This window comes from Kaistella rhinocerotis (assembly GCF_030243905.1).
GTDB classification, from domain to species: domain Bacteria; phylum Bacteroidota; class Bacteroidia; order Flavobacteriales; family Weeksellaceae; genus Kaistella; species Kaistella rhinocerotis.
Genome location: NZ_JASSYY010000001.1, coordinates 897,871 through 914,577, shown reverse-complemented (window position 1 = coordinate 914,577; position 16,707 = coordinate 897,871). Strand labels below are relative to the sequence as shown.

Sequence of the window (16,707 nt, the reverse complement as noted above, 5' to 3'; positions counted from 1 at the left end):
TGGGAATGTGAGCTGAAAAAAAACAGTATTGAAGAAACATTTAAGCTTCTAATTCAAAAGATCAAAGGGTCTGCTGAGAATCCTGCAGAATAATTTCAAAATCCAGGAAGGATGCAAATTTAGCGAGGTAATCAATACTGCAATTGAATTTCCCACTTTCAATTTTAGAAATAGTGGACCGGCTAATATTCATTTTCTCTGCCAGCTGCTCCTGACTCCAACCACGGTTTTCACGGATTGCCCTAAGAGAGCTTCCTGTTTTCACACGGTTTTCAAGAATTTCAGATTTTAACCTATTTGAAAAATATGCAGTATCTGTATTTGCCATCTTCTAATCTTCCGTAATCATTTCTGTAATAATCTCAATTGCCCGCTCCTCTGTAAGTACATTTCCAAATTCCCGTACGGAATCTTCGTCGGTATACACTCCATTGCGGTCGTTCCAGCACAGCCAGTCTATGAGTTCAAGTCTGGACCATGAATGCAGCTTTTCATTAAGTTCTTCACCCTTCAGCTCCATGATCCTGTAGTAAGGATGATTCAATTTTTCCTTTTCAGTTAGATAAGTATTCATAATTTCCTGATTTTAAATAGAAATTTATGGCTTAACATATAAAGTTCCGTGATGCTCCACTCCATCTGTGTCTAAAACCGTAAGCCATACATTAGTCTCCACTCCTTTAACGCCTGCGGAAAGATCCAAATCAATCTTCTGTTCGCTTACCTTTATCACCTTTCCTTCTGCCTGGGAATAATCCGATTTATTGACCGTAACATGATGACCGATAAGGTCAGCTGTGCCCACTTCCACCACTTCCAGATCTGAAAGCAGTACCGTACTTACGGGAGGAAAAGACCATCCGGTTCCTAGTGCCTGAATATCTGCTCGTGACCTATCGCCATCTTCCTTCAGTTCCAAGACAACATAAATCTGGTTGGGGTCTTCATCTGCCAGCGGAGTATGGAATCTCACTATCTGGCCTTCTTTTTTAATTAACATAACGCTGAATTTTTATTACTGTAAACTTACAAAAATGTTTTTAAATGTGCAATATACGGCACATCTAATGACACACATTGCATAAATAAAAACTGTCGTGTTTTCAATTAGTGTTTTAATTTCTGACAAGATTATGGCTTTACAAATTCCTTTGCTGATTCAAACTCCCTGTCAAAAGGTAACTGCAGCTCCGGTAACAACTGCGGTGCAGACAACGCAAAACTAACATAGTAATACGCCAACAGCTGGTAACCGCTGAAGTTACTGCCTGGAATTGAATTTACTCTGTAGCCATCCTGTTTATCTGGATTGATGCCGTTTACCCCTATAGTCGCGATCTCGAAGGCTGTCCTTTTTATTTCTGCAGAAGATTTATCCTTGAAGTATTTCAACGCCCCTACCATAAACATCATGACCGCAGGATTCAGATTCGCATCCTGATGCTTTTCCTGAAATTCATGCATCTCAATTTTCTGATCTGCTTCGGTATTTTCGTCGATATCTTTCAGCTCCGGAATGTCAAGATCAATTGCTGTCTTCTTGTATTCTGATTCAAGAACCAGCTGAAAGTATTTTGAGAGGCTTAAATCATTTGCCCAATTCTGTAAAAGTTCGTATTCTTCACCGGGTTCCTTATCGCTTCTGTAATCTCCATACTCCTTATAGAGACTTGTCGCCTGCCGGGATTCAAGCGTAGACGGTTTGAATAATTTTATCGCATCAAACGAGAACAGCTCCTTAAAGTGCAGCGCATTGACAATATTATAGATCTTAGAATTGGAAAGAATTTTAGTATCGGTTAGATCTACGATTTCCTTTCTTGTCACCGCATCCAGACCTTCCATCATTAGTGTATACAATGAAACAAACTGGACCGGGCGGAGTTCCGGAAAATCGTTATATAAACGGTCTTCGATGAAAAGATCAATCGGAGTATTGTATACCTGCCGATTAAGACCCTCGAAAAGGCTGTTCATCACCCCTGCAATTGAAGTTTCAGGATAGCCCTTTTTCTGAAGAAATTTAGCGTAGTTTTCGTAATCAGTCATAAACTTAATCCTGTGCTGATGAGTAGCTGTGAAAAGCATATGATTCCCCGCAATTCTTGCCTCTTCAGCCAGCTCAATATGTGTCAGCTCATGCAATACCAGATGAGTGACACCTGGATAGCCAGGTTTATATTTAATCAGGTGATAATCACGGTTGTGATTTTCAGCCAGTTCTACCTTCGCAACTGTGGGGATCTCTGTGTCTTCCTGAATCTGAATTTTCTTCCCTGTAAGAAGCTCAAGTTTCTCTGCATAAGATTTCAGTGCAATAGCGGCATCATCAGATGCATCCACTTTCTCCGCAATTGCTTTAGCAAGGTCAATTGACTGACCGAACAAGCCATCCTTAACCTTATTAAGTGTTAGTGACTGGAGTACATATTGAAATGCATTTTCATAATTTTCTTTCGAAAATGAGACGTATGCTAAACCATATTTGGTATTCGGGTATTTATTATTAAGTTTTTCAGCTTTTTCAAAAAACTCCTGGGCTTCGTCAAGCCTTCCCATGATCATCAGGTTTGCACCGATGTTGTTGAGGGAAATATTGTCCTCAGGATCTGCGACCGATGCTTGGTTGAAATATTTCATTGCGGTCTCAATATCATTTTTGTCCCGCGCAAATATGTTGCCCATCATGATTAAGGCATAAGTGTTTTTCGGATCCCAGCGCAATGCATCAATAAGTGAATCAACAGCCTTATCTGTTTCGCCCAATTCTGATTCTATCTGTCCTTTGATGCGGTTCAATTCGGAATTAGAAGGGGTTCTGCTCACGAGATCTACGGCTACAGGATATGCCTTTTCAAATTGCTTGTTCTCACATAAACTGATCAGGTGAGTGTAGGAAACGGTATCTAAATATAGTTTCACAGGGATATCCACGGAGATTATCCCTTCCTTTTCCTTGACCACAGGCAGATGCTGGTTTATTGTATAGTATTCGGTAATGTCTGCAATCAGTTTTACTTTGTCACCATAGGTCACATTAAAAAGCTGATAAAGAAAAGGAGTGATTTTATGAAGGATGTTCATTAAGTATTATCTCTGGGTATTATTCACGGTAAATATATACAAAACAGCGCAGAAACGATGAAGAGTATTGCGGGAAAAGCTTGAGTAATACACTACGAAAGGTGTCCTATTTTTCGCCGTCAAAATAATCCTTGGAATTATCTTTTCTTCCTAAGGAAATATTGGAATAGAACTCTCTTCTTTTTCTTAATTCGGTATCAAACATTGTGTCGATACCTTTTTTACTTTTGGTAAAGGACATTATATTTGTTATTTTTAGATAATTTGATGCATCTGTAATGTCGTGGCCGGTGCCGATATAAGTAAACGTCCAGCCTTTCTTCTCAAGGGACAATACCAGACTGCTGACGGATTTCGCGGTGAATTCCGTCGACGCATTTTCGAACCCGTCTGTAAAAATACTTACCAGAACTTTCATCTCCGGGAAATATTCTGTACGATAGCGCAAGCGGTTTACTGCGACACCTATGGCGTCGAATAACGGCGTGCCACCAGCTGGCCGGTAATTGTTACGGGTAAGGACCGGGACTGCATCTGTTACAACATTCTCTGCAATATATCTAATGCTGTTTGCATTGAAACTCACGAATGAAACTTTGTGCTCCTGATCCCGAAATTCTTCTGCAGACGTTTTGATGTTTTTCAGGAAATTATTAAAACCGTCGATTGTAGCATCATAGACTGAACCCATAGAGCCGCTTTCATCAAGAATAATGAGATTGTGTACCAAAGTTTTTTTCATACATGTAGATTTTTGAGGTTAAGTGTTAATTTCAAAAACAAAATTAACTATCAATCAACCCCAATTGATTTTCTGCAAGGTTGCAGCGCAACTATGAATAGCGACATACAAATAGGAATTTAGTGGACAGGAATAAAAGACTTATCCACCCAGATTAAATCTTCAGGAAGCGCAACAGAAAACTTTTCCCCCGGCACCCCGTCGATGATATAGTAATTGGCAAGAGGTTCGCCAATCTGCTCGCGGAGCTTCTTATTCAGCCTTGATTTGTTATAAGCAAAGTTACCGTCGAAATTAGCCACCAGATTGCGGATATTTTGAGGAGCTGCATTGGCTTTCAAACGTTGATAGATTCCGAAAATCTCCAGTTCGTAGTCATCGAGCGTAGCGAGTCTAATACCGTCGGGGTGAAGCAAAAAGAAAATAAGAATTGTTTTCTCCAATGGAGTAAGCGAAATTTCAGTGTCGCCTGCTGTCATCATTCCATTCTGACTTACTGTGAGTTTTTTCGGTTTAATGTTACCGGCGAATCCCTGAGAAAATTTCAGACTTGTCCTGATCTTCTCAAAGATATCCAGTGCCTGCGCTACAATCTGCTGATCGGCATCATTACGCTCCAGACGCTCGATGCACGAATGACATAAATCGGCAGTCCGGAGTTTCAGGATGATCTGGCTTTTATTCTCACAGAAATCATTCATACAGCCGATAGCATCCAGATGAAAGTTTCTTTTGATATCTTCTGTAAGGTCAAATCTCATAAGTATCCGTAAAACGTTAGCCAGAACTTCGTAAGCAACGGGATAAGTTTCAGGAGACTTCAGGAAATAATCCCAGTCAGACGACTGCACAAACGCGTTGCGCTCGCCCTGATAGTCAAACATACTGAAGAAATTCATTGAATTACGCCTGTTTGTTATCAGGATTACAAAGTCCTGATCCGGAATATTTTCTGAGTATCTAGCTTTCTGACAGAGGAAGAAGAGTTCCCGCCAACTTAAAGGATAACCGAGGGAAGCCTTATACTCCTGCAGTTTATATTCTGACTCTATCCTGAATCTGAAGTCATTATGGTACCGGTGCTGTTGAACGTTGTACCTGTCATCATAGGACCAACGCATATGAAGCACTGAAAACTCCAATGGACCGGAAACACTTTTTAGGATTTCGAGTATTGCATCCATAGACTGTGGATGAACGTCGGGGGAATAAATCAGATTTATTTTCAAGGTTTCTGGATTTGCTCTTAAAAATAAGAAAAATTACCGCTTGCCTGCACACCATTCTTCGAAATCGTGCACGGTCCGTCTAAGTTCCGGCGTTAATTTCGTCAGCGCAAAGGAGCGGATCTCAGCAGGAACTGAGCGGTAAAAAGCAGCGGCTATTCCTCCTGTAATGGTGGCAATTGTATCGCTGTCTCCTCCAATTGAAACTGCGTTCCGAATTGCATCTTCGTACGTACTACTGTCGAGAAAAGCAACAATGGCTTGCGGTACAGTCCCCTGACATGTCTCATCAAAGGAATAGGTCTCGCGGATACCATCACAGGTGAAATTCAGGTCATAACCAAACAGCAACGTAATATGATCTTGTATCTGCGATTTAGTTTTACCCACACGGGCAAGATATATCGCTGCCGCTACAGCTTCCGCTCCTTTTATGCCTTCGGGGTGGCTGTGCGTAATCTTTGCAGATCTGCGTGCACAGAGCATCGCTTCCTGAAGGGATTTTCCGTACAACCCTGCCGCACTTGCACGCATTGCTGATCCATTCCCGAAACTGTTGTACGGATCGAGGCTGGGAGAAGCAAGCCAGTTGCTGAACATTCCGCCGTAGCCGCGGTTCGGATACTTCCGGCCATATGCTTTCACTGTTTCTGCCATATCGCGCTGATTCATAAGCGCATCTGCAACTGCAATGGTAAGTACGGTATCATCCGTGAAGGTACATTTATCACTAAAAAGTTTAAAGTTCTTTGATTTGTAGTTATTAAACTCAAACCTTGAGCCGATAATGTCGCCGGCAATGGCTCCTACAATTGTATTTCTCATTTTAGATTTCTTTTGTCAAAGGTAGTCAGCGTCGTTGCGAAGTTGATTTATTGCAACCTTGCAAAAGCATTTGCTTTGTACTCAAAAGCCGCTTAATTTATAACGGATAAATAAACGCCCTGTGCGATTATATGGATTAAAGTGACAAAAAATCACCCTTACACTGCATTGTTCGCTGGGAAACTTGACACTTTCAGAACTAAAAATAAGACTTGTATAATAGGAAAAATTTGCGTAATGTACTTATATTACAACACTTGCAATAATTATTTTCAATAACATCCACATACCTTTGCTGAACAATCATCAGGAGATTCCGGTAAATGCGGAACACCAACCGGGAGTTAACCCTCAACGGTGGTTTGGAATGAGGGCTGCGCGCCAAAATAAAAGGTAACCTTCCAATCTGTTTCCACCCTCTCCACGATGTTTTACTGTAATTCAACCTGATAAATGATATGATTAAAAGTGTCGTGAATATTGCTAATAAGAATTGCCACATCATCGGAAAGATTAACGTGGTGTTGGCTACATACGCCGAAGTTGAAATTCTCGCGCCCTATTGCGGTTTCAGATTTAGAAGCAGTATTAGCACCACTGAGAATGAAGCCAAGGAACAAAGTGATGCATTTGCCGAAACCCTTCTCAACGAGGCCTACCTGATTTGTGATACGATACAAACCAACCGGGAGGCTATGAAAACAGATTTCTTAAGATTGCTGGAGACGCTTGAAAAATTCAACAACAGAAAAACTGAAGATTATATAAGAAATAAGGACGAACTTCTGAAAGTTTTTATGAAAAGCTTTTTTTCTGGTACAGATTACAGTCCTAAGAAATCATCAGAAGTTGCAGAAGCAATTTTTGAGTTCCTGGCGTTGTACTTTATCCGACATGGAAAATCTGCAGAACTCGATGTCAGGACACGGTTTGCAGAACATCCGCGAACTCCTTCTTTTAATGAACTGCAACCTTTACTGAAAATTTACCTGGAAAAAAGCATCGACGACCGAATAGAATTGTTATCTGAACAGATACTCACCCAAAAAACCGGAACGTTTGACTGGTTTATCCAACAGGAATTTTTTGAGCAATAACATTAAAGATATCAGCGAAATCAAAATTACATCATGGAAAAAATTGTTATAACCTATTGCGGAAGTCAACCCATTATCTGCAAAATAATCAAAGAAGAGGATTTCTATCTTGAAGGGGAACTACTCTATCCCTTTGTAGCAGTTAAGTTCGACTACTTCAAAGAAAACCACGGACTGACCACGAGAGAAGTTCAGGTAGATCCCAAACCGGTGATACATGCTCTGTACCGAATCTGTGAAACAGTTGTGAAAAACAGTGAAAAGATACTTGTGAACGCAGCACCGCTGCAGCAACACGTGCGCTCGATGGCAGCAAGTCTGCACCGAGAAAAGCGACGTTTTGATTTTGCGATAAATGCCTTAGACGCAATGCAGATTGATGCTGATGATCTGCAATTCCTCAGTAAACGGGCGGCCACCCGCCTCACAGAAAGCATTTCGGATCTAATTAGTACCGGAGAAATTGATTTTGTTAATCCTCAAGCACAAAATTATGAAAGAGAATTGGAACGGATACTTGATGAGAACGATTTTGTAAAAGATATTGACAAAAACATCATCTTAAAAAAGACCATTTTCTGGGCGGAGAATCTTCAAGCAGATGCGAATTATGGTCATATCCGCTTCAAGACAATAAGAACACCTAACCCGCAATTCGAGATGCCTAAACATCTATATGGCGCTGTAAGTGAAGATGAATTTCTAACACCAAAAGAAGGTTTTATGCCTTTTTTTCTCGGTACGCAATTCGGACTCATTCCCACTTTTACGGATGAAAAGTTTGGACAACTGGAAGGGCAAAAAATAGCAGTACTCGGTAAAAGTAAACTTTCAGGCCTTATAGCCGGTTTAGGAATCTATGAAGTGAAAAACGGTAAAAGGAAAGAGATCGCCTATTTCAGAAATGAGAGGATTTTTGTAGCGAAATCACTAAAATAAGCACTACCGTCTATTCCAATTTAAAAGTAAATTTAAAAAAGCAGAACGAATGACAGATACCAAGCACACCACAACTGAAAAACTTTATCATGTAAATTCAGGCAGTAAAAACATTCTTTTCACAACCCAAACCGAGCACCCCCACTATCTGGAGTTGGAACTTCATTTTCCGTATGACGGGATAAAGGTGGATTTTTTCGCTGAGAACATCAACTTTATTGAAGAAGGCGTGAAAAACAATCTGGTAAGTATGGCGGACAACATCGTGACTACCTTAAAAACGGTTCATCAAAAGTTCCGCAAACTGCCGGAAAAAGGAAGACAAAAAATACTCAGCAATAATTCTGTCACCAAAAAGCTCAGAACAGTCCTAGTGACCGACTGTATGATGTATTGCGAAATGTATTGGGGCAAAACACTGGTGGACTCTGTAAGCAAAAAACTTCTTGCCTATTTACAGGAAAAAGATGAGCGTGTGTTAGAATACAGTGAGTTTGAATATCCCGCCATTTATAAGGAACTTTTTTATCGCTACAGTGGCTGTGAGAGTATTAATTACTACCTGCCAGATGTGCAGACGAATTACTGGTACCGGAAGTTTGAAAATGATGAAAAAACTCGCTTTGTGACCTTTAAAAAACTTAACTGCCACTATCACAGTAACAGTCTTCCTGAATCCAAAACGGATACCGTTCGGTATGAGGAGTTTGTAAAGAAGGAAGATTCCCGAATCCCCTTTTTCATCGGGACGCAGTTCGGAACTACACCAAAGATTACCGCGGAGTTGAAGGCTGCTTTGGAAGGACAGAAGATCGCTATGCTTTGTAAATCTCAGTTATCGGGTTTTGAAAAAGTTCTGCAAATCTGTGAAGTAAAAGACGGCGAATTTATGGTACTTGATGAATTCATCAATACTCCTGCAATGTCGATTATAGATGAAGCCGACAAGGAAGCATCCCTTGGTAGCGAAGCGTTTGCACCCCAGGAAATTATTTACCGCTACATCCATGAGGGACGGAGTTATTTTGTAACGAAAAAAGACGACTATGAAGCCAGAGGATTTATTCTGACGATGCTAAGGCCATTCCACGCCGTGCAGTGGGATTATTTCAGCGGTGAAATCATGTGTGAACAGGAAAGACAGCAGATTATGCCTGAGCTCATCAGGTATCTGGATAAGTTGTATATCATGGTGGACGTAAACGCAAACAGCTGGAAGCGGGGTTTTGACAAGTTCAAATTTGACAGCAGAGAAAACAGTCTGGAATTTAATATGAATTTTTATGTGGAAATGCTTTATGCGGGAATAGGAAATAACCCTAGTATTTTCCCGGAAAATCTTTGCGGTAACTGGACCAAAAGTTTCTTTAAAACCGTTTTAAAAGAAGTCTTGGAAAGCGGCATTTTCAAGTATGTCAGTGAAACCGATCCATTTTCTGCCTTTGAATATATGATGCGTGAAGGAAACAAAACCATGATTGATATAACTCCCTACAATGAGGAAGAAAGAAAAGATGTTTTCAGCAAACTGACCGACAGTAACAAGATTAATCTTTATGCAGCAATGATGCAGGGATACGGATCACAATTTGACCGGCTCGTTGCCCGGTGGGTTAAATTTAGTGATGAAATAAACGGTGAGAAAAACATCTAAAACCATGAGTAAAAATAAATATACAGGAACCATTAATATTGGGCTTCAGAAGGGATATACCGGTGAATACTATACCAAAGCAGAATATGTCGCCTACATCCAGAACTGGCAGTTGGAAAGGAGCGCAGACCACCAACTAATGTTCAGCCCGGGGATTTACGAATTTGATTTCGTTTGTGGAAACCTTACCGAGAAGCATCTGGCGATCCGGTTCATTAATTATCCGGGAAGCGTAGTGAAGAAGAAGAAGCACTTCCGAAAAACTGTTACCGCGCTAGCAGGGTTACTGGCGAAAACCTTTTCGCAGAACCGGGTTCTTATAGAATATAGTGACCAAAATATTCTACTTGAATCCACAGATGGATATGACAAAAAAAGCGGAAGAAAAAAGTAAAATTGAAAAGCTATAATTTCATTAAAAAAGATAAAAATGAAGAACGACCACTACAATTACCAGCAAAGTCTGGAAAAACTCACTGATCAAGAACTTGTTGAAGCTTTTAACCGACTGGTAGGCCTACAGGGATGGGGAAATGCGAGGGCAGCGTACGGCAGCGCGCTGAGAATAGAATTTATGAAAAGAGATTTTGACAGCACACTAATTATTGGTTCAGATTCTTTTTCTTTTGCGAAAAAAGTAGTCCTGCAAAATAAGCGACTGGTATTTATGTGATTTTCAAAAGGTATAACCACAAATGATATCGTGAGCAGAGCGACACACACCTGCAATCAATAATAGGTTTCATAAGCATTTATGCAATTAGTTATTAATATCTTTATTACTTACTGCTATTTATTATTCTATACACTGTCGCTTTATGGACATTGAAAAGCTGCGCAAGTTCGACGGCAGATTTACCACCGGCATATAACTGCACGTTACCGCCCATACTACCTTCCGCCGGTCCAAGATCCGTTTTTGTAATTAATTCAGCATGGGAAATCCGGGCTTTTTCCGAGAGCAGGACAACGGGTTCCGGCATTTCGTGATCACTAAGTCGCTCCGGTTTTATGTTCCTCGCGCGTACGGGCGGTAACATCATATATGGCGGATTGCGGAAGTCTGCTTTTGTATCAGAATTTTCGCTAAGTTTAAAGTCCGGTTTTTGTACGGAGATCTGGGGCAGCAGCCGCAACCCTCCATATACGCCGGACGTTGGTGGCAAGTGTAACGGACGACCACCTAAACAAAAACCGGAACAGAAGAATGGAGCAACAAGACAAATCAAACCAAGACCTTGACCGTAAAATCACGTCAGACACAGTTTTATTCTTCGATATGGACGGAACATTGGTAGATACAAACCTTGCAAACTTTCTTTCTTACAAGAAAGCAATAATTTCTGTAACAAAATCAGACCACGACTTAACATACAACTCTGACAAACGCTTTAACCGCAGTAGTCTTATAAACGCTGTTCCAAACTTGACAGACAACGAATACGAAAGAATAATCCAAGAAAAGGAAACCTGTTACAACGACTTTCTACACGAAACAAAATTAAACCCAGAAATAGCAGATATACTTTTCAGATATTCAAAAACAAACAAGACCGTTTTAGTTACCAATTGCCGTAAAGACAGAGCGATAACGACATTAAAGCATTTCGGACTCGATGATAAATTCAGCTACATTTTTTGTAGAGAGTTTGACGACAATGGCAAAAAGATAAACAAATTTCAAAACGCAATTTTAAAATTGGGCGTTCCGCCCAATCTTGTTATTGCTTTTGAAAATGAAGAAATCGAAATTGCGGACGCTCAAAAAGCTGGTATTTCAATCATTAACCCAATTCATCAATAAAAAAATGGAAAGTTTTTCAATTTTATCAGAAGACCAATGGTATGGTGTCCCAAGTCACCGAGAAGAGTTTTTCCGAAATCTAATTGGAGAAAGACGAAGGGGCAGAGTTGCAAACACGGGATTTTTTGTAAATGATTCTGATGAAATTCGGTTAGTTAGCAAATTTCTCCATCAAGATACAACTGCATTTTATCACGCTGATTATAATAGTGGTGGTTCGTGGCAAATTCTCAATAGTATTGAAAATCTGATTTGGACCTTTAAGAATGACGTTGACCCATTTCCTGAAAGACTACCTAACGTCCAACAACAATTATCAGCAATATTAAGGCAAGATTTACCAGAAATTCTTCGACAGGTAAGAAAAAACAATCTTGCTGTTTGTGTTGTTCCACGCTCAAAAGCGGAAAATTATTATAGAGCCGACCAATTACTCTTTAGAAGGGTAATTAGTAATGTGGTTGACCAATTGACGAATTTTGAAAACGGAACTAATTACATTGTGCGACACACAAACACAAGAACAACGCATTTAGACAGAAATGGCGAAGGTGGTGACGGAAATTTGCCATATCCAGGAATCACAAAAGAGACCTGCACAATTTCAGGACAGGTCAATGGCAAAGACATTTTACTCATTGATGATTTATACACGAAAAGTGTAAACATTGATGAAGATGCAATTCAAGCATTAATGGACAAAGGAGCTAACTCCGTTACTTTTTACTCCATTGGAAAAACTGTATCACGAAATCAATAATTTAGCGGCAATGAAATATACCCATAACGCATTAAATATTTTAACAACCAAATCCTACAAAGGAATTGGAAATGCTTGGATTGTAAAAAATTTGAAGGGCAACGAAAGTATTGAAACTATTGTGTCTTTGCTAAACAAAACAATCAAAGGTGAACAAACAAACGAAGATGAATTTGAACGTCTTAGAAATAATTTTGAAAATAAACTTTTGGAAAAGTTTGACAATGAAATTTGTGACGGGATTGTAGCATTGGGAGATAAAGATTTTCCTAAACATCGTGGCAATGTGAAAGAAAGTGAAAGACCTATTTTTCTTTATTACAAAGGCAATATAGACTTATTGAGTATTGACAACTCAAACATCACTGTAATTGGACTATTAAATCCAGAAGGCGATATAGAAGAAAGGGAAAGAAAAATCGTTGCTGAATTTGTAAAAAAAGGTGCAACCATAGTTAGTGGTTTAGCATTTGGTTGCGACAGCATATCGCATCAACAAGCATTAGATTCAAATGGTAGAACCGTTGCAGTTTTGCCAAGCCCACTCAGTAGTATAATGCCAGTTAGAAATAAAGGTTTAGCGTTCCAAATTGTAGAAGAAGGTGGTTTGCTTGTTACAGAATATGGAACTGATTTTAAAAGCCAAATGGAACTAAGTAGTCGTTATAAAGAAAGAGACCGCTTACAAGCGTTGTTCTGCGACACAATTGTTTTGGCTGCAAGCTATGCCCAAAATTCTGCTGAACGTTGGCAAATGTTTGGACAAAAACTTGATAGTGGTGCTCGTTTAGCAATGTGTTACGCAAAAGATTATGGTATTCCGAGAGCAGTAATGTATGACAAACATATTGACGAAAACAATCCAATGTTTGACTTAAACAGAGATTTAATCAAAGAACAAAGAGACATCACAATAATAACACAGGAAAATGTTTACGAAACTGTTTCTAAAATTTTAGACAAACAGCCGACAGTTAAAAGCACAACAACTTTTCAGCAAGGAAATTTATTTGACTAACAAAAACAGAAATTGATAACAAAATCAAATAGCGGACAACAAGAACACCAGCCACCAACAGCGGTTTGGCGTAATGGCGGGTGCAGTGCTTCGTATGACAGTTTTGTGGTAGGTTCAAGTGCAGTTCTTCGATTGAACTTTTGTGCTAAATATCCGCCACTACGCCAAGCCGCAAACCGTTACCACCAATGCTAAAAAGACAGACGACACAGCAAGACAATGACTGAAAATGGACTTGACATACAGACCATAACGACCAAGCGGACAGACTTTCAAGCTGACTGTGTTTTGCTATTGGGACAGGTGACAGAAGGAAAAAAAAAAGCCGACCCTTCGCATTTTTTAAAATTTCTTTTAGCCAGCCGCACAAACGGCACATTTGGTTTTGCCCGACACGCAAGCCGACCCTTCGCAAAACCAAAAGAGCCGTTTTACCAAAAATAAATGAGTATGAAAATAGATTGGACAACAATAAAAAATGAGATTAAACTCGAAACAAGGAATATACTTCCAAAAGAGCCACAACTCAAAATTGATGAAGTTCTAGACCTCTTTATCCAAGTTTTACAGTTTCCTGTTGAAACTAAAGATGGAAAAATTAATGGTCTAACGGAGAGAGTACCTAATGCTTTTCATAGAATCTTCATTGATAAACTGCCTAGAGTCGATATAAACACATATTTCGGTGATGCAGTTAAAATAGAGCCATATCTCCGAAAAGTTCTTTTCTTGGTTAACAAACCAATGTATTTGAACATTCACAATGATAAGGATGGACTTTCGGCAGTTCTATCTGCACTTGATCTTAAGAAATCTCCATTCAAAGATGACTATTGGGTTTCGTATGATTTAAGAAATGACGAGAGCCATCAATGTGAAAATTGGAGTAACAGTGAAATTTGGGAAAAGCTTAGAAGTGTTTTTGTAATGTACTTATATGCCACATACAAACATCAAAAAGCATTAAAAGTTGCTATTAATCCTTTTGATGTTAGTCAATATTTGAATTCCGAAGTTCAACGAATAAAATTTCTGCAATCCAGATTTGTGCATATTGAAGGCAAAGAAACATTTACTGAAGTAGACCTTTATGCCCGTGAATTAATTGAATCAGATGAAGAAGAAACAGAGGAAGATCAAGAAGTAAGAGAAGGTACAATTGATAATTTGCGGAAGACCATAAAAGAAAGAAAGATGGTTTTGCTTGGTGATGTCGGGATGGGGAAAAGTACTACATTACTCTTTCTTCATTTACAAGATGCTCAAGCAGCATTGTTAGACAACAAAAAAAACATCCCCGTTTACCTTGAACTTAAAAATCTAACTGATAAAGACTCTATTCTTGAAAAGATTAAATCAAAATTGAAACTTGATTCTGCAATTTTTGAAGAACTATTGAACAAAGGCAGATTAAACATTTTTCTTGACGGATTGAATGAGATTGAGAAAAATATTAAAGTTTCGGTATTCAATCAAATCAATAACCTATTGGAAGAATATCCGAAAAATTTCTTCTTGTTTACCGGAAGACCACAACATTACAACCGAGAATTTGACAATAATCTATTAAAACGAAAAATTCCTGTTTTTACTCTCCAAAAAATGGGTGACAAACAAATCGATGATTTCATCACCAAAAATGGCAAAACTGTAAAAGACTATCTCCTGAATGAAATAAACTCGAACGAACGATTAAAGCGGATCATCCAAACGCCTTTGATGCTTACGATGCTTATTGCTGTGGTTTTAAAGGAAGGCAAAATACCAAATGAAAAAGGGAAAATAATTCGAGCATTTATGCGTAGTCTTTACCTAAGAGAACAGAAACAAATTATTGATTTTGATATTGAATTGTTTCATATGCTACTATGCTATTTAGGTTTTCAAACTCGTGATTTGACAGGTTCAAATTCTGGACTTGATAGAGACGAATACATTATTCCTCTTTTGGAACAAAGGAAAGAGCAGTTGGGCGTTCCAATAAACTTGCTTGATTTCTTGAGAAAAGCCATTGACTTAAATATACTCGTAATTGACAACAACCAATATAGCTTTAGTCACGAGCTGTATCAAGAGTATTATGCTGCCGAATTTTTGATGCAATTAATTACGTCAGGCAATGGCTAAGGCACTTCTTGATAAATACAAAAATGATCCAGCTTGGGCTGAAACAATCAAATTGTATTCAGGACTTTTCGATACCCAAGAGGAAAGAGGGGATTTTATAATTGACCTTTCTCAAAGCGATACATCATTAGCGGCTGATTGTGAGTTATCATCAACTCAAAAAAATGCTAATACAACAGAAAATCTCAAGGATATTGCCGTCTTAAAATACTTAAATGGCAAGGAAAAGCCTGACTTAATTACTGAAACTATTGTAATTCTGAAATTAGGTGATGAAAATTATTTTTTGGATTTTCTGGAAAAATATTACGCTAAAGGAAATATTCGTGAGCTATTTTATATTGGTTTAAGTCATTTAAATCAGGAAACTATTTTTTCCTTGCTATCCAAACTAATAAGAAATAGGCGAAACATTTATTCTAAATGGATTATTACCTATTTGTTGCCTTTTGATAAATATTCCATTTCAAGTGACCAAGCAGCGGAAGCAATAGAAGCACTAACCTTGATAAAAAAAAGGATAAGCTATAAGCTTGTTTTAAAATTAATTTGCCTATATAAACTCGGAAATGAGTACTCAAAAGAATATCTAATAAATCTTCTCCATAAAAAGGGTAGCAGGGATTCCTACAAAATTTCTAAATGGTTGGAAAATTATTATCAAATGTAGATGAATAGAAAAATATTAGATATAAAGGAATTGGCTTGCAAGCCTGAATGGTCAGAAGTCCTGAAACTATATTCAGACCTTTTTAAGAGTGAGAGTCTAAAGTCCAACTTTGTTATAAATCTTAGTCAGGAAAATATGCACTTAGCTTCTCAATGTTTAACAACATCCATTAAACCGTTAAATGAATTAGAAGAATCTTTGAAGGAAAAGGCCATATCAAACTTTGAACTTCAACCAATTGAGTCGATCTTAACTCTATTGGAGTTAAATGATGCAGATAGGCTTTTTCTTTCAAAGAGAAATACTTTTAGGAATCCATATGGCAAAAGAGATAAAAAATATTTTGAGTTACTTATGAATAGTGTCAATCACAATGAAATGCTCATATACTTGAATTATGTAATCAATCTTAAAAAACTTACTTTTTTAATTTGGCTTGTTCCGTACTTAAATAAATTTCAATGGACCGAAACACAAAAAGGTCTATTATTTCAAGCATTTAATAGACTATTTAAAAACAAATATTATGTACAGGCCTATGAATTATATGCATTAGTAAATGAAAATGATGAATATATTTCTAAATATGTCATAAAATTACTAGAAGAAAAAAGAAAAGATGCAATTTCATTAGCAAGTAAGTTTATTATAAAGCATAATTTAGAAAGATTCAATATTTCAGCTATAAAAAGTGCTTTGGAAATGAAATCGAAGCAATTAATTAAAGTTAATACAACTATTTTTTTCAACCAATAAATTTA

19 protein-coding genes and 1 riboswitch are annotated in these 16,707 nt (G+C 38.2%); of the genes, 11 read left to right on the top strand and 8 right to left on the bottom strand.

What is annotated here, in order from left to right; genetic code table 11:
* Positions 1 to 61 precede the first annotated feature (61 nt).
* The 7 genes from QEP06_RS04265 to QEP06_RS04235 all read right to left on the bottom strand — a co-directional run bounded on the left by QEP06_RS04265 (position 62) and on the right by QEP06_RS04235 (position 5,877).
* Positions 62 to 328, bottom strand: a complete 267-nt coding sequence (locus QEP06_RS04265) for a helix-turn-helix transcriptional regulator (protein ID WP_285269209.1) — start codon at positions 326 to 328, stop codon at positions 62 to 64.
* 3 nt (positions 329 to 331) lie between these two features.
* Positions 332 to 574: a hypothetical protein gene (locus QEP06_RS04260; RefSeq protein WP_285269208.1), complete on the bottom strand. Its 243-nt coding sequence runs from the start codon at positions 572 to 574 to the stop codon at positions 332 to 334.
* Between the two features lie 24 nt (positions 575 to 598).
* Entirely contained in the window at positions 599 to 1,000 is a 402-nt protein-coding gene (locus tag QEP06_RS04255) for a hypothetical protein (RefSeq protein ID WP_285269207.1), read from the bottom strand.
* Positions 1,001 to 1,131: 131 nt separating this feature from the next.
* Positions 1,132 to 3,084 carry a tetratricopeptide repeat protein gene (locus tag QEP06_RS04250; RefSeq protein WP_285269206.1) on the bottom strand — a complete coding sequence of 651 codons (1,953 nt, stop codon included), beginning with the start codon at positions 3,082 to 3,084 and terminating at the stop codon, positions 1,132 to 1,134.
* A gap of 106 nt (positions 3,085 to 3,190) precedes the next feature.
* The gene (locus QEP06_RS04245) at positions 3,191 to 3,826 is read right to left on the bottom strand and encodes a vWA domain-containing protein (RefSeq protein ID WP_285269205.1); all 636 of its coding nucleotides are present in this window, start codon (positions 3,824 to 3,826) and stop codon (positions 3,191 to 3,193) included.
* 119 nt (positions 3,827 to 3,945) lie between these two features.
* Complete coding sequence (locus QEP06_RS04240; RefSeq protein WP_285269204.1) at positions 3,946 to 5,055, bottom strand: hypothetical protein; 1,110 nt, start codon at positions 5,053 to 5,055, stop codon at positions 3,946 to 3,948.
* 33 nt (positions 5,056 to 5,088) lie between these two features.
* Entirely contained in the window at positions 5,089 to 5,877 is a 789-nt protein-coding gene (locus QEP06_RS04235; RefSeq protein ID WP_285269203.1) for an ADP-ribosylglycohydrolase family protein, read from the bottom strand.
* 298 nt (positions 5,878 to 6,175) lie between these two features.
* Positions 6,176 to 6,276, top strand: a riboswitch (SAM-I-IV-variant riboswitch).
* A 59-nt stretch (positions 6,277 to 6,335) separates the two neighbouring features.
* Between QEP06_RS04235 and QEP06_RS04230 the strand changes: the two genes are divergently transcribed.
* From QEP06_RS04230 to QEP06_RS04210, 5 genes are read left to right on the top strand one after another with little or no spacing between them, the layout of a single operon-like run.
* Positions 6,336 to 6,974, top strand: coding sequence for a hypothetical protein (locus tag QEP06_RS04230; protein ID WP_285269202.1), 639 nt, complete (start codon positions 6,336 to 6,338; stop codon positions 6,972 to 6,974).
* A 33-nt stretch (positions 6,975 to 7,007) separates the two neighbouring features.
* Positions 7,008 to 7,913 carry a hypothetical protein gene (locus QEP06_RS04225; protein ID WP_285269201.1) on the top strand — a complete coding sequence of 302 codons (906 nt, stop codon included), beginning with the start codon at positions 7,008 to 7,010 and terminating at the stop codon, positions 7,911 to 7,913.
* Between the two features lie 49 nt (positions 7,914 to 7,962).
* Positions 7,963 to 9,567, top strand: coding sequence for a hypothetical protein (locus QEP06_RS04220; protein WP_285269200.1), 1,605 nt, complete (start codon positions 7,963 to 7,965; stop codon positions 9,565 to 9,567).
* Positions 9,568 to 9,571: 4 nt separating this feature from the next.
* Positions 9,572 to 9,961 (top strand): hypothetical protein, encoded by a 390-nt coding sequence (locus QEP06_RS04215; RefSeq protein WP_285269199.1) that lies wholly within the window; start codon positions 9,572 to 9,574, stop codon positions 9,959 to 9,961.
* 36 nt (positions 9,962 to 9,997) lie between these two features.
* Positions 9,998 to 10,240 (top strand): hypothetical protein, encoded by a 243-nt coding sequence (locus QEP06_RS04210; RefSeq protein WP_285269198.1) that lies wholly within the window; start codon positions 9,998 to 10,000, stop codon positions 10,238 to 10,240.
* 106 nt (positions 10,241 to 10,346) lie between these two features.
* Here QEP06_RS04210 and QEP06_RS04205 read toward each other — a convergent pair whose 3' ends face one another.
* Entirely contained in the window at positions 10,347 to 10,610 is a 264-nt protein-coding gene (locus QEP06_RS04205) for a helix-turn-helix domain-containing protein (RefSeq protein WP_285269197.1), read from the bottom strand.
* A gap of 164 nt (positions 10,611 to 10,774) precedes the next feature.
* On the opposite strand from QEP06_RS04205, the gene QEP06_RS04200 reads away from it, so the two are divergent.
* The 6 genes from QEP06_RS04200 (at position 10,775) to QEP06_RS04175 (ending at position 16,702) form a co-directional block, all read left to right on the top strand.
* Positions 10,775 to 11,371: an HAD family hydrolase gene (locus QEP06_RS04200; protein WP_285269196.1), complete on the top strand. Its 597-nt coding sequence runs from the start codon at positions 10,775 to 10,777 to the stop codon at positions 11,369 to 11,371.
* A gap of 4 nt (positions 11,372 to 11,375) precedes the next feature.
* The gene (locus QEP06_RS04195) at positions 11,376 to 12,131 is read left to right on the top strand and encodes a hypothetical protein (RefSeq protein WP_285269195.1); all 756 of its coding nucleotides are present in this window, start codon (positions 11,376 to 11,378) and stop codon (positions 12,129 to 12,131) included.
* Between the two features lie 10 nt (positions 12,132 to 12,141).
* Positions 12,142 to 13,149, top strand: coding sequence for a DNA-processing protein DprA (locus QEP06_RS04190; protein WP_285269194.1), 1,008 nt, complete (start codon positions 12,142 to 12,144; stop codon positions 13,147 to 13,149).
* 450 nt (positions 13,150 to 13,599) lie between these two features.
* Positions 13,600 to 15,276 carry an NACHT domain-containing protein gene (locus tag QEP06_RS04185; RefSeq protein WP_285269193.1) on the top strand — a complete coding sequence of 559 codons (1,677 nt, stop codon included), beginning with the start codon at positions 13,600 to 13,602 and terminating at the stop codon, positions 15,274 to 15,276.
* A complete protein-coding gene (locus QEP06_RS04180) occupies positions 15,269 to 15,946 on the top strand; it encodes a hypothetical protein (protein ID WP_285269192.1) in 678 nt (225 codons plus the stop codon). Before QEP06_RS04185 ends, QEP06_RS04180 begins: the two co-directional genes overlap by 8 nt.
* On the top strand, positions 15,947 to 16,702 hold the full coding sequence (locus QEP06_RS04175) for a hypothetical protein (protein WP_285269191.1): 756 nt from the start codon (positions 15,947 to 15,949) through the stop codon (positions 16,700 to 16,702).
* Positions 16,703 to 16,707 lie beyond the last annotated feature (5 nt).